This window comes from Poseidonocella sp. HB161398, from assembly GCF_005870025.1.
GTDB lineage: Bacteria > Pseudomonadota > Alphaproteobacteria > Rhodobacterales > Rhodobacteraceae > Mangrovicoccus.
The window spans coordinates 39,934-53,534 of record NZ_VATA01000045.1; the positions used below are offsets into that span (position 1 = coordinate 39,934).

Annotated in this window: 11 protein-coding genes; 7 read left to right on the forward strand and 4 right to left on the reverse strand. The window is 67.8% G+C overall.

Features of this window, described 5'->3' with window-relative positions; genetic code table 11:
• Nucleotides 1–3 precede the first annotated feature (3 nt).
• Together FGX59_RS26220 and FGX59_RS26225 are read right to left on the reverse strand one after the other, a co-directional pair.
• On the reverse strand, nucleotides 4–432 hold the full coding sequence (locus tag FGX59_RS26220; RefSeq protein ID WP_138470089.1) for a hypothetical protein: 429 nt from the start codon (nucleotides 430–432) through the stop codon (nucleotides 4–6).
• Between the two features lie 240 nt (nucleotides 433–672).
• Nucleotides 673–1,263 carry a TetR/AcrR family transcriptional regulator gene (locus FGX59_RS26225; RefSeq protein ID WP_138470090.1) on the reverse strand — a complete coding sequence of 197 codons (591 nt, stop codon included), beginning with the start codon at nucleotides 1,261–1,263 and terminating at the stop codon, nucleotides 673–675.
• Nucleotides 1,264–1,421: 158 nt separating this feature from the next.
• Here FGX59_RS26225 and FGX59_RS26230 point away from each other — a divergent pair, with 158 nt between their 5' ends.
• The 5 genes from FGX59_RS26230 to FGX59_RS26250 all read left to right on the forward strand — a co-directional run bounded on the left by FGX59_RS26230 (nucleotide 1,422) and on the right by FGX59_RS26250 (nucleotide 9,108).
• Nucleotides 1,422–2,498, forward strand: coding sequence for an efflux RND transporter periplasmic adaptor subunit (locus tag FGX59_RS26230; RefSeq protein ID WP_240722720.1), 1,077 nt, complete (start codon nucleotides 1,422–1,424; stop codon nucleotides 2,496–2,498).
• Between the two features lie 4 nt (nucleotides 2,499–2,502).
• Nucleotides 2,503–5,613 carry an efflux RND transporter permease subunit gene (locus tag FGX59_RS26235; protein ID WP_138470092.1) on the forward strand — a complete coding sequence of 1,037 codons (3,111 nt, stop codon included), beginning with the start codon at nucleotides 2,503–2,505 and terminating at the stop codon, nucleotides 5,611–5,613.
• Nucleotides 5,610–6,980, forward strand: coding sequence for an efflux transporter outer membrane subunit (locus FGX59_RS26240; RefSeq protein ID WP_138470093.1), 1,371 nt, complete (start codon nucleotides 5,610–5,612; stop codon nucleotides 6,978–6,980). The genes FGX59_RS26235 and FGX59_RS26240 overlap by 4 nt, the downstream gene beginning before the upstream one ends.
• A gap of 98 nt (nucleotides 6,981–7,078) precedes the next feature.
• Nucleotides 7,079–7,768 (forward strand): TrkA family potassium uptake protein, encoded by a 690-nt coding sequence (locus FGX59_RS26245; protein ID WP_138470094.1) that lies wholly within the window; start codon nucleotides 7,079–7,081, stop codon nucleotides 7,766–7,768.
• Nucleotides 7,759–9,108 (forward strand): TrkH family potassium uptake protein, encoded by a 1,350-nt coding sequence (locus FGX59_RS26250; protein ID WP_138470095.1) that lies wholly within the window; start codon nucleotides 7,759–7,761, stop codon nucleotides 9,106–9,108. The genes FGX59_RS26245 and FGX59_RS26250 overlap by 10 nt, the downstream gene beginning before the upstream one ends.
• 42 nt (nucleotides 9,109–9,150) lie before the next feature.
• Here FGX59_RS26250 and mqo read toward each other — a convergent pair whose 3' ends face one another.
• Nucleotides 9,151–10,728, reverse strand: coding sequence for a malate dehydrogenase (quinone) (gene mqo / locus FGX59_RS26255; RefSeq protein ID WP_138470096.1), 1,578 nt, complete (start codon nucleotides 10,726–10,728; stop codon nucleotides 9,151–9,153).
• A 447-nt stretch (nucleotides 10,729–11,175) separates the two neighbouring features.
• Complete coding sequence (locus FGX59_RS26260; protein ID WP_171060838.1) at nucleotides 11,176–12,354, reverse strand: hypothetical protein; 1,179 nt, start codon at nucleotides 12,352–12,354, stop codon at nucleotides 11,176–11,178.
• 681 nt (nucleotides 12,355–13,035) lie between these two features.
• Between FGX59_RS26260 and FGX59_RS39825 the strand changes: the two genes are divergently transcribed.
• Together FGX59_RS39825 and FGX59_RS26270 are read left to right on the forward strand one after the other, a co-directional pair.
• On the forward strand, nucleotides 13,036–13,338 hold the full coding sequence (locus FGX59_RS39825; RefSeq protein ID WP_171060839.1) for a transposase: 303 nt from the start codon (nucleotides 13,036–13,038) through the stop codon (nucleotides 13,336–13,338).
• 10 nt (nucleotides 13,339–13,348) lie between these two features.
• Nucleotides 13,349–13,601: transposase (locus tag FGX59_RS26270; protein WP_171060840.1), on the forward strand; the 253-nt coding region annotated here is incomplete at its 3' end.

Here is a 13,601-nt window from a genome sequence, read left to right on the forward strand (position 1 = left end):
GCCCTACCCGTCGAATCCGGCTGTTAGAAGTTCGGCGAATTGCCGGTCGGAGAGCCCTTCGGGGCGCACCGCCCCGGCGAAGGCGGGCAGCAAGGGCCCGGAGGCCGTGACCGCGTCGATCTGCAGCCAGGACAGGCGGTCCCCGGCGCCGAAGCCGGTGCGGATCACGGCATTCGCCCCGGTGGCAGGCGCGGCGTCGCAGCCGAGGATTCCCTCGTTGAATGCCATCACCAGCGGCTCGGTCCGGCCCTTCAGCCGGTGGCGCAGGAAGCCGATCGCGGAGCAGAAGAGCTCTGCCGCGTTTTCAGGCACTTGCAGGTAGTCGATCACGGTCGTGTCGGGATCTTCGGCGGGTCCGTGCGGGTCCGGAGAGGCGTCGCAGAGCAGGCAGAGCGACAGCTCCGGCCACATCTTCCGGACGTTCTCGGCCACGTCCGGGGAGCCGGATATGTGAGGGGAAATTATCAACATTTCAACAGTTTACTACCTGGTGCAGAGCCGGTGGCGGATACTGTCCGCCGACCGTTTTGCCCATCTTTAATCAGCCTCCCGGGGGGGGTCCAACGATTTTAGTGGATGAATCAGCGCACCCCCGGGCAATCTCCCCGTGTCCCGGCCGGAATGGTCCGCGACGGGCCGGACTGCCGCGGAAACGGGCAGCCGGCCGGCCGTCTAGGGTGCCGGGACGACCAGCCTGGCCGCCGCCAGCTTGGCGTGCCACACCTCGTCCAGCGCGGCCTGCAGGGTGCGGCCGTCATCGGCCAGCCAGCGGTCGATCGCCGTGCCGATCCCCTGCAGCGACCAGTCGGCGAGCTCCTGGGTCATCGCCCGCGGCGTGCCGGGCAGGCGGGTGTCGAGGCAGTCGGCCAGGTCGTCGCGCAGGCTGTGCAGGTGCTGGTCGAGCAGCCAGCGCACGCGGCCGTTCTCGCGGATGATCGGGCCGAGGCTGCGGATGATCTCCTCGCTGCCGGCCAGGCTCGCGAGATGCGCGTCGAGGAAGCGCTTCAGGTCGTCGGCCAGCGGTGCGCTGCCGGTTCTCAGCGCCTCGCAGGAGTCCTCGGAAAAGAGCGGAGGATTGCCGACGGAAGCCGCTTCCTTGTTCGTATAGTAGTTGAAGAAGGTGCGCAGGCTGATTCCGGCTTCCGCCGCGATGGCCTCGGTGGTCACATGGTCGAGCCCGCGTTCCGCGGCGAGCCGCAGCGTGGCGCGCTGGATTTCATTCGCGGTTTCCAGGCGCCGCCGTTCCCTTAACGGAAGTGTCATAACGCAAACCTTGCACTGTCAGCATTTTTTGCATTATACGCATCTAGCGACAGGACTAGTCAAGGGTTCAGCTGATGCAGGTACGGAGACTGGCGGCCATGGCCGCCTTCGGGCTTTCGGCCATGACTGCGTGCGCGCAGGCGCAGGACGGGGGCGGCATGCCGCCGATGCAAGTGGGCGTGATCGAGATGCAGCGCCAGGACGTGCCGAGGGTCGTGACCCTGCCGGGGCGGGCGGTGGCCTACCAGTCCGTGGCGGTGCGCCCGCGGGTCGACGGGGTGATCGAGGAGATCCTCTACGATCCGGGCCGGCCGCTGAAGGTCGGCGATCCGCTCTTCCGCATCGACGACGCCTCCTACCGCGCGCAGGTCGCCTCGGACGAGGCGGATCTGGCCAAGGCCGAGGCCAACCTGCCGGTGGCGCAGTCCGAATACGACCGGGCCCAGCAGCTGGCCGGGCGCGGCTATACCGCCGCCGAGGTCGAGAGCGCGCGCGCGACGCTGGCCGAGGCCAAGGCGACGCTGGATGCCGCCCGCGCGGCGCTTGACTATTCCCGCACGCAGCTGGGCTGGACCACGGTGACGAGCCCGATCGAGGGACGTCCGGATATCGCCGAGGTCTCGGTCGGCGACCTGGTGACGGCGGCGCAGAGCGACGCGCTGACCACGATCGTGCGCTCGGACCCGATCTATGTCGACATGGTGGAGGCCTCGGCGCGGATGCTGTCGATGCGCCAGCAGATCGACGCCGGCCAGGTGACGCTGAATGACGACCTGGAGGCGACGCTGACGCTGGAGAACGGCACGGTCTTCCATGGCACCGGCACGCTGGTGACGCCGGGCAATACCGTCTCGACCACCACCGGCACCTTCACCCTGCGCTTCTCCTTCGACAATCCCGGCTATGTCATCCTGCCCGGCATGTTCCTGCGCGGCGAGATCACGGCCGGCACGACCCGGGCCTTCCTGGTGCCGCAGCGCGCGGCGACGCGGAACAATTCCGGCATGCTCACGGTCTACCTGGTCGGCGAGGACGGCAAGTCCCGGCAGATCACCCTGGAAGACCAGGGCAGCTACCAGAACAGCTGGATCGTGCTCGACGGCATCGAGGAGGGCGACAAGCTGATCGTCGACGGGCTGAAATCGATGCAGAACGGCGCCGCCGTGACCCCGGTCGCGGTGACGATCGACGAGGATGGCGTCACCCGCGACGCCGATCAGGCAGCGGGCGACTGAGGCCATGGCAACCTTCTTCATTCACCGCCCGGTCTTCGCCTGGGTGCTGGCCATCGTCGTCATGCTGGCCGGCGTCTTCGGCCTGATGAGCCTGCCGATCTCGCAGTATCCCGAGATCGCCCCCACCACCGTGAGGATCAGCGCCAGCTATACCGGCGCCTCCGCAGAGACGGTCGAGAACTCGGTGACCACCGTGATCGAGGACGGCATGACCGGCCTCGACGGGCTGATCTACATGACCTCCTCCTCCTCGGAGGGCTCGGCCAGCGTCTCGCTGACCTTCGACGACACGGTCGATCCCGACATGGCGCAGGTCCAGGTGCAGAACAAGCTGCAGCTGGTGCAGTCCTCGCTGCCGACCTCGGTCACGCAGCAGGGGGTCAGCGTCACCCGCTCCACCAGCTCGATCCTGCTCGTGGGCGCGCTGGTCTCCGAGGATGGCAGCTACACCTCGCTGCAGCTCGGGGACATCCTCGGCAGCACGATCGAGGACCCGGTGCAGCGCACCGAGGGGGTCGGCTCGATCAACTCCTTCGGCTCGCCCTACGCGATGCGGATCTGGCTGAATCCCGAGCGGCTCTACCAGTACCAGCTGACGCCGGAGGACGTGACCTCGGCGGTCAGCGAGCAGAACACCAATGTCACCGTCGGCAGCCTCGGCGACCAGCCGGTGGCGAAGGGGCAGCAATTCACCGTCTCGCTCTCGGCGCAGTCGCAGCTGACCTCGGTCGAGGATTTCCGCCGGATCATCCTGAAAACCAACGAGGACGGCTCGGTCGTCTATCTCGCGGATGTCGCGACGGTGGAGATCGGCGCCGAGGATTACGGCAGCTCGAGCCGCTACAACGGCAAGCCGGCCGCGGGCTTCGGCGTCAACCTGGCCACCGGCGCCAATGCGGTGGAAACTGCCGCGCGGGTGCGCAGCGTGCTCGACACCCTCGCGGGCTCGCTGCCCGACGGGGTGACGATCGAGTATCCCTACGACACCTCGCCCTTCGTCGAGCAGTCGATCGAGCAGGTCTACCACACGCTGGGCGAGGCGATCGTCCTGGTCTTCCTGGTGATCCTGCTCTTCCTGCAGAGTTGGCGGGCGACGATCATCCCGACCATCGCGGTGCCGGTCGTGCTTCTGGGCACGTTCGGCATCCTCGCGCTCTTCGGCATGTCGATCAACACGCTCTCGATGTTCGCCCTCGTGCTGGCGATCGGCCTCCTGGTCGACGACGCCATCGTCGTGGTGGAGAATGTCGAGCGGGTGATGGAGGAAGAGGGGCTCGACGCGGTCGCGGCCACCGAGAAGTCGATGGGCGAGATCTCCTCGGCCCTCGTGGGCATCGTGCTGGTCCTCTCGGCGGTGTTCCTGCCGATGGCCTTCATGTCGGGCTCGACCGGGATCATCTACCGGCAGTTCTCGGTGACGATCATCTCGGCGATGGTGCTGTCGCTCTTCGTGGCTCTGATCCTGACCCCGGCGATGTGCGCCTCGCTGCTGAAACCCTCGCACGGGGGGGCGAAATTCGCCCCGCTGCGGTGGTTCAACGGCGGGCTCGACCGGCTGACAGGCGGCTATGGCGGGCTGGTCGGGCGGCTGGCGCGGCGGCCCTTCCGGATGCTCGTGGTGCTGGCCGCGGTCGGCTACGGCGCCTGGTGGGTCTATGACCGCGTGCCGTCCTCCTTCCTGCCGACCGAGGACCAGGGCGTGCTGATGGCGATGATCACGCTGCCCGACGGCGCGACCACCCAGCAGACCGCGGATGCGGTGGCGCAGCTCGAGCAGTACATGCTGACCGAGCATTCCGATGCGGTCGATTCCGTCTTCGCGGCGGTCGGCTTCTCCTTCGGCGGCTCTGGCCAGAACGCGGCGATGATGTTCGTCAAGCTCAAGGACTACGAGGACCGTCCCGGCATCGACGCCGCCGACATCATGAACGCGGCCAATGCGCGGTTCTTCAACGGCCGGCTCGGCCAGGTCTTCTTCCTGCAGCCCCCGGCCATTCCCGGCATGGGCAACACCTCGGGCTTCAGCATGTATCTCGTCGATCAGCGGGGCAACGGCCAGGACGCGCTCAAGGCGGCCGCGGACGAGCTGGTGGCCAAGGCCACGGCGGACGGGCGGGTGACCTCGCTCAGGGGCAATGACGACAATGCCACCCCGTCGCTGAAGCTGACCATCGACCAGCAGAAGGCCGAGGCCTTCGGCGTGTCGCTGTCGGATATCAACACCATGCTGGCCACGGTCTTCGCCGGCAGCTATGTCAACGACTTCCCGCTGGGCAGCGACCTGCGCGAGGTGATCGTCCAGGGCGGCGCCGACTGGCGGATGCAGCCCGAGGACGTCGACAGCTGGTACATCCGCAACGGCGATGACGAGATGGTGCCGCTTTCCGCGATCATGACCCGCAGCTGGGACACGCAGATGCCGAAGCTCGCCCGCTACGGCGGCACGAGGGCGCTGGAGATCTCGGGCTCGGCCGCCGCGGGCATCAGCTCGGGCGACGCGATGAACGCCATGGAGGAGCTGACCGCGGATCTCGACGGCGGCTACGGGTCGGCCTGGACCGGGCTGAGCTACCAGGAGCGGCTCTCGGGCAACCAGGAACCGCTGCTCTACACGCTCTCGGCTCTGGTCGTGTTCCTCTGCCTGGCGGCGCTCTACGAAAGCTGGACGGTGCCCTTCGCGGTGATGCTCTCGGTGCCGGTCGGCATCCTCGGCGCGCTGGTCTTCACCTGGGCCTTCGGCCAGTCGAACGACGTCTACTTCAAGGTGGGCCTGCTGACGACGATCGGCCTGGCGGCGCGGAACGCGATCCTGATCGTCGAATTCGCCGAGACGCTGCGCAAGCAGGGCGTGACGCTGCTCGAGGCGACGGTCACCGCGGCACGGCTGCGGCTGCGGCCGATCCTGATGACCTCGCTGGCCTTCGGCTTCGGCATCCTGCCGCTGGTCCTGGCCTCGGGCGCGGGCGCCAATGCGCAGAAATCCATCGGGACCGGGATGCTCGGCGGGATCATCTTCTCGGCCATTATCGGCATCGTCATGGTTCCCGTCTTCTATGTTGCAGTGTTGAAGGCCGTGGACATGCTGCGCCGCCGGCCGCAGGAGGTTCCGCAGTGAGGTATGCATCCGTTCTCGTTCTCCTGGCCGTCGCGGGCTGCGCGGTCGGCCCGGACTACCAGCGTCCCGAAGTGCCGCTGACCACGCGCTTCGCCGAGGGCGACGCGCAGTCGATCGGCCGCGTCGCCGGGGAAACCTGGTGGCAGGACTACCGCGATCCGATGCTGACCGACCTCGTCGACCGCGGGCTGAAGCAGAACCTCGACGTGATGGCCGCCAATGAGCGGATCCGCCAGGCCGAGGCCAATCTGCGCGCCACCGGGGTCAATTCGGCGGCCTCGGGCTCGCTCGACGCGTCCCGCAGCTTCGAGGGGGGCGAGGGGATCGACGGCACCTCGGCCGTCAATTCCGCCGAGCTCGGCGCCTCCTTCGTGATCGACCTCTTCGGCGGCATCCGGCGCGAGCGCGAGAGCGCGGCCGCCTCGCTGACCTCCGCGCGGGCCGAGGTGGAGACGACCCGGCTGGCCTGGCTGGCCGAGCTGATCGCCGCCTATTCCAATGCCCGCTACTACCAGGAGGCGCTGGCGCTGGCGCGCGACACGATCAGCGCCCGCGAGGAGACGGTCGACATCACCCGCACCCAGTACCAGGCGGGCGCGGCGACCGAATACGAGGTCGCCGAGGCCGAGGCGCTCCTGTCGAATGCCCGCGCGGCGCTGCCGCAATACGCGGCGCTCTTCGACTCCAACGTCTACGCCATCGCCACGCTGCTGAACGAGCCGGCCGGGCCGATCATGTCGCGCATGCAACGCGGCGCGCCGCAGCTGCGGACGCCCGGCGGGACCCGCACCGGCGTGCCCGCCGACCTGCTGCGCAACCGGCCCGACGTGCGCAGCGCCGAGGCCGACCTGGCCGCGGCGGTGGCCGAGGTCGGCGTGGCCGAGGCGGACCTCTATCCCTCGCTGTCGCTCGGCGGCACGGTCGGGCGGCTCGACGGGACGGACAGCTGGACCTTCGGCCCGTCGCTGTCGCTGCCGGTCTTCAACCAGGGCGCGTTGCGCGCTAGCCGCGACGCTCAGGTCTCGGCGGCGAAGCAGGCCGAGATCGAATGGCGCGCCTCGGTGATGCAGGCGGTGGAGGACGTGCAGGTCGGCGAGTCGAACCTGCGGCGCTACCGCCAGCGGGCGACGGCGCTGCGCCAGGCGGCGGATGACTACGGCCGCGCGCTGGCGCTGGCGCAGGAGAACTACCGCAACGGCGCGATCACGCTTCTCGACCTGCTCGACACCGACCGCAACACCGCCAGCGCCCGGATCTCGGCCGCCTCGGCGGTCAATGACGCCGCCCAGGCCTGGGCGACGCTGAAGATTGCCACCGGCGCGGGCGCGGCCGCCGAGGGCGTCGCCGGCCCCGCCACCGGCGGCTGATCCGGCAGGGGGCGGTCCGCCGCCCCCGCTCCGGCCTCCTCTTGCCCTTCGCGCCACGGCGCAGTAGCGCTTGTGACTGGACAAGGAGGAAGTCGGACATGGCGCTTCTCAAGCCTCCCGGCCCGCGCAAGAGCGGCAACTTCGCAGTGCTGGGTCTCGGGCTCTTCGGTACCACCGTGGCCCGCGAACTGATGCGGTTCGGCAATTACGTGATCGGCGTCGACCATGACGAGGCCCGGGTGACCGACATGGCCGACGAGCTGAGCCGGGCGGTCATCATCGACGTGCGCGACGACGACGCGCTGCGAGAGGCGGGGATCGCGGATTGCGAGACCGCGCTGGTGGCGATGGGCGACGATCTGGAATCGAGCATCATCGCCGCGATCAACCTCAAGACCATGGGCGTGCCGACGGTCTGGGCGAAGGCTTCGTCGAAGACCCATCACCGCATCCTGTCGAAGCTGAAGGTCGACCGGATCATCCATCCCGAGGTCGAGGTCGGCCAGCATATCGCGCAGGTGCTGCACAACCCGATCGTGCGCGACTATGTCAGCCTCGGCAACGGCTTCCACGTGGTGAACTTCAAGGTCCCCGAGAAGCTCGACGGCGTCTCGCTCCGGGAGCTGAAGCATCCCGACTACGACCTGCGCTGCGTCGGCGCGATGCGCGGCACGGAGTATCTGGGCTTCGACGGCCAGGACTGCACGCTGAAAAAGGACGACCTGCTGATCCTGCTGGGGCGGCGGGCCGACCTGAGAACCTTCGCGGCGAGCCTGCCATGGCCCTGACACGGCACAGCGTTCCGGCGCTGTCGCGGGGGATCATGCATTCGCCCCCGGCCTCGCTGGCGCTGCTCTATCTCAGCTGCATCCTGATCGGCGCGGGGCTCCTGAAGCTGCCGCTGTGCCATGACGGCACGCTGAACTGGGCGGATGCGGTCTTCACCTCGGTCTCGGCAGTCACGGTGACGGGGCTTGCCGTGGTCGATACCGGCTCGGTCTTCACCTTCGCGGGCCAGGCGGTGATCCTGGTGCTGATCCAGCTCGGCGGGCTGGGGCTGATGGCCTTCGCCGTGCTGCTGCTCTTCCTTCTGGGCGTGCCGATCGGCATCCCGCACAAGCTGCTGCTGCGCGAGGAGCTGAACCAGTCGGGCTATGGCGAGCTGCGCACGATCGTCTGGCTGGTCTTCTGGGTCGCGGTGATCTCGGAGCTGGCGGGCACGATGGTCCTCAGCACGGTCTTCGTGCCGGAATTCGGCCCCGCAGAGGGGCTGTGGATGGCGCTTTTCCACAGCGTCTCGGCCTTCAACAATGCGGGCTTCGCGCTCTTCCCGGACAGCCTGTCGCGCTATGTCACCGATCCGGTGGTCAATCTCGCCATCCCGGCGCTGATCCTCGTCGGCGGGCTCGGCTTCATCGTGCTGGGCGACCTCGCCGAGGAGCGCCGCTGGCAGCGGCTGACGCTGCATTCCAAGCTGATGATCACCGGCACCGTGGCGCTGCTGGGACTGTCCTGGGTGCTCTTCGCGGCGCTGGAATGGCGCAATCCGGGCACGCTCGGTGCGCTCGGCGGGCCCTGGGCGAAGATCGGCGCCGCCTGGTTCCAGGCGGTCAGCCCGCGCACCGCGGGGTTCAACACGGTCGACACTTCGCAGCTGCATGACAGCACGGTGCTCCTGACGATGGCGCTGATGCTGATCGGCGGCGGCTCGACCTCGACGGCGGGCGGGATCAAGGTGACGACGCTCTGCGTGCTGCTGATCGCCACGGTCGCCTTCTTCCGCCGCGAGACGGTGATGCGCGCCTTCGGCCGCAGCTTCGGCCCCGAGGACGTGTTCAAGGTGATGGCGCTGGCCACGGTGTCGACGATCACGATCATGCTGGGCATGTTCCTGATCTCGATCTCGCATGACGGCGAATTCACCGACCTGGCCTTCGAGGTGGTCTCGGCCTTCGGCACGGTCGGCCTGTCGCGCGGGGCCACGGGCGAGCTCGACGGGCTCGGCCGGACGGTCATCATGCTGCTGATGTTCCTCGGCCGGGTCGGGCCGCTGACGCTGGGCTTCTTCCTGGCGACGCGCGCGCAGCCGCGGGTGCGCTATCCCAAGGGGCGGGTCTATCTCGGATGACCCAGGGCAGCCCCGCCGGCTCCGGCGGGGCAGGGGAGGCCGTCAGGCGGCCTCCTGGCCCTCGAGCGGCGCGACCACCGTGGCGCGGAACTGGTCCATCCGGCTGCGCACCTCGTCGAAGCCGATCTCCAGCAGGTCCAGCGTGCAGCAGGTCTCGGCCCATTCGCGCGCGATCAGCTCGGGCGCGTCGCGCAGGTCGCAGCCATAGGTCGGCACGATCTGGCGCAGCTTCTCCTGCCAGGCGGCGCTTTCGACGCGATCGGGGAAAATCCGCGCCAGCAGGTCCAGCATGATCGGCGCGGCGGTCGAGGCCCCCGGCGAGGCGCCGAGCAGCGCGGCAAGGCTGCGATCGGCATCGGTGACGATCTCGGTGCCGAGCTTCAGCTCGCCGCCATGGCCCGGATCCTTCTGGATCACCTGCACCCGCTGTCCCGCCTGCCACAGCCGCCAGTCCTCGTCGCGGGCTTCGGGGTAGTAGGCGCGCAGCGCCTTCATCCGGTCCTTCTCGGTCAGCAGCAGCTGCCCCGCGAGATACTCGACCAGCTCGAAATTGCGGTAGCCGACCTGCAGCATCGGCAGCAGGTTGCGCCCGGTGATCGAGCTGGGCAGGTCCCAGAGCGAGCCTTCCTTCAGGAACTTGGTCGAGAAGGTGGCGAAGGGCCCGAAAAGCAGCATCTCGCGGCCGTCGATGCAGCGGCGGTCGAGATGCGGCACGGACATCGGCGGGCTGCCGGCCGCGGCCTTGCCATAGACCTTGACCGCGTGCTGGCGGACGATCTCGGGATTGTCGCAGACGAGGAAGGAGCCGCCCACCGGGAAGCCCGCATACTGCCGGGCCTCGGGGATGCCCGACATCTGCAAAAGCGGCAGCGCCCCGCCGCCCGCGCCCAGGAAGACGAAGCGGGCATCGACGCATTCCGTGCCGCCTGCGCCGGTGCTGGTCACGCGCCAGCCGCCCGCGGGATTGCGGCGGATGCCGGTGACGGTGCGGCCGGTGCGCATGTCGAAATTCGGGTGCTGCTGCAGCGAGGCCAGGAACTGCCGGGTGATCTCGCCGAAATCGACATCGGTGCCCTGCGGCGCCCAGGTCGCGGCGACCGGCGTGTCGGGGTCGAGCCCGCGGGTCATCAGCGGCGCCCAGCCGGCGATCACCTCGCGGTCGGTGGAGAACTTCATCCCGGCGAAGAGCGGGCTCTTGACCAGCGCCTGGTAGCGCTTGCGCAGGTAGGCGACGTTCTGCTCGCCCCAGACGAAGCTCATGTGCGGGGCGGGGGTGATGAAGGATTTCGGCTCCTTCAGCACGCCGGCCTCGACCTGATGCGCCCAGAACTGGCGGGAAATCTGGAACTGCTCGTTGATCGAGAGCGCCTTGGAGATGTTGATCGAGCCGTCGGGGGTCTCGGGCGTATAGTTCAGCTCGCAGAGCGCGGAATGCCCGGTGCCGGCATTGTTCCAGCCATTGGAGCTCTCGGATGCGACCCGATCCAGCCTTTCGGTGAGTTCAATTGACCACTCGGGTTCGAGCTCGTGCAGAAGCACGCCCAGAGTCGCGCTCATGATGCCTCCGCCCACCAGAAGCACGTCTACCTGGCGGTCCGCCTGCCGTTTTCTGAATTCCATCTTGCCACCCCAAATTCCAGGGCCTCCCCGCGGCGAAGTTATTTTGTTGCGCGGGACATGCAAGTGCTGCGCCGCAGCGCGCCTGCAACCTGCGGGAGAGCACGTAAAAGTGAGAATTCATTGCGGAATTATAACGGGTTGATTTTGAGGGATTTTGAAGGATTTTTCTGACGGGTTTCCGGAAAACCGGGCGATTTCCCGTCCTTTGATGCAGATCAAATATGCATCTGGCGAATAGCTATCGCGCCAAAACTGTCTCATCTTGCGCCGAACCCGCGGAGCGATCCGGGATGAATTCGGATTTTGGTGATCCTGTTTTTCCAATTTCTCCGGCCGGGACGGCGCGGTCATGCCCCGGCCGGTGACTGCCTGCCGCCCCGGCGCGACTCTGCCCTGCGCCGAAGAGGCCCCGTGCCCCTGCCGGCGGTCCCGCCATCGGGGCCCGGATCAGAACTGGAAGGGCTGCCCGATCATCATCTGCACCCGGATGCCTTCGTCGGAGAAGGCGGTATCCGCCCGGACGACAAAACCCTGGACCCAGGCGCGCAGGCCGGCGCCCGCGTTCCATTTCATGTCGGAATGCAGCTCTCCGAGGTCGTAGCTGCCCGCGACGCGCCCGATCTCGACGAAGGGAACGATCTGGATCCATTCGACGCCCAGGTGGTCCTGCACGGCCGGCCAGTTGTCGAAGGGGTTGCGATGCGGGGTCAGGCGCATCTCGGCGGAATAGTAGATGGCCGAGCGGTCGTTGAACCGCTGCGCCGGATAGCCCCGCATCCGCCAGAGCCCGCCCAGCGTGGCACCGGTATAGGAGGGGGCGCGGTGGCGGATGACATCGCCGTCATCGTCCCAGGAGGGCGTGTCGGCGGTCCAGAGATCGAAGGCGAAGATCCGGTTCCGGAACCAACCGCTCCGGCCGAAATCGTGATAGGCATCGACCTCGGCCTGCACGACCGTCCAGGAATCCGAGCTGTCGAACAGGCCGAAATCCCGGGAATACTGCAGTCTCACGCCATTGCCCGCCGAGGGGTTGTAGGGAAAGTCGCGGTTGTCCCAGAAATAGGCGACATCGACGCCATTGGTGCGGATGTCGCCGTCGAAATCCTCGCCGTCTATGTCCAGGGCCCGCTGGAACGGCCGGATCTCGAAGAAGCTGCGGCCGCTCTCGAAGGGATCTAGCGACGCGGCGCCGGTGGCACCGGAATAGAGGGCGCCGTCGAGCACCTTGTAGTCGGGGATGATCTGGTCGCGCCCGTGGCCGATCGGCAGGAGGTACTTGAAGCGCACGCGCGAGAAGACGTCCGAGACATTGCCGGACAGGAAATTGTCCTGGTCGGAGTCGTTCGTGCCGGCGCGCTGGCCGGCGAAATCCGGATTGCCGTCGATATAGGTATCGGCATCGCCGTAATGGCCGAGCGACAGGACCGGATCGATGAACAGGCGGTCGATGCCGGGGATGCGCAGATCCTGCGCCATCGCGAAGGCGAGCTGCGAACCCTCGGAGCCCGCCATGACCGTTCCCAGCACCCGGGCGGTCGGCTGCGGATACCCGACCCGCCCCAGGACCCAGCCCGCGGTGAGCCCGAAGGTTTCGTTGTAGAAGCCGAAGGGCAGGCTCAGCCTCATGCCGGAATAGTCCTCCACCTCGCCGGCGTGCGCGTGCCCGGGCAAGAGGGCAGAGCAGAGAAGGGCGGAGGCGGCGAGGAAGCGGGTGGCCCCGGCTCTTGGCGACGCGTGCTGGGCCGGTACGGATGCGGAATGCGATCTCATGGACACCTCGTACATGTTCTTCCCGATGGCCCGCAGAGCGCGCATCTCATCTTCAATATGCAAATTGTACCAATGGCAGCTCCCGCCGCCAGACGTCAACTGCGCCTTGTTGCGCATATCGGGGAGTGGCGGCCAGTGCGGGCGTCCCGAATGCCGGATCGGCTGCATGCCGAAGCCTCATGCCCGCGGCGACCGACGGACGACTTGGTGCAGTTTCAACACTTGGCTGGGGCGGCGCGTCTCCCTTGCGGCCTGGTTCGATCCAGGGACAGGCCGGCACGCCCGCAGAGCCCGAGAGCGCGGTCATCCCGCGGCCTTCGCGGAAAGAGCAGGCTCGGACACGGTCCGGCGACCGTTTCCACGACGCATGCCGTCCGGTCCTGCCTGACGCAGAAGTGCTGTCCGGCCTGCCGCGCCGCCAGAGTCGGCCGTTCCGGCGCCGCTGGTCCGAGCCGCGCGGCCCGCTGCCAGAGAGCCGGACCAATCCGAGACGGACCCTTCCGGTTGCGATCCCGTGTGCGGGGCGAGGAGGAGTCCATGAAGAGGCCCAAGTTCACGGAGGCGCGGATTGCGTTTGCGCTGAAGCATGTAGTGGACGGCTCATCGGTGGCCGGGGTGTGCCGCAAGGCTCGGATTGCCAAGGCAACGGTCTGCCACTGGCGCAAGAAACACGAGGGTCGATGCCGTCGGCGAGTCGCCATGACGCGCCATTGGTCCAGGCGGCTGAAGATGCTCGAGGATCGGTACTCGAAGCTGAAGCGTCGAGTTGCCGGCCTCTCTCGGAAAAAGGTGACCTTGCACCCGGATCCTGGACTGGGAGTTATCTTGCTCCCGCTGTGAGGGACCCCAGATGAGCAGACAGCCCCGCCGCCCCTTCACTGCCGAGTTCACAGAACAGGCCGTCGCCCGCCTGTCCAAGCCGGGCACCACCCAAACCAGCGTTGCCCGGGAACTTGGCGTGACGGCGTCGCAGCGGAAAGGCTGGCGGCTCGAGCTCGCCGCCGCGGGTCCGGCTGAGGCAATCCGGCGCCAGCAGGCCGAGGCCGCCGAACTGGCCGAGCTGCGCTGCGGGAACCGTCGGCTCAAGGAAGAGGTGGAGGTGA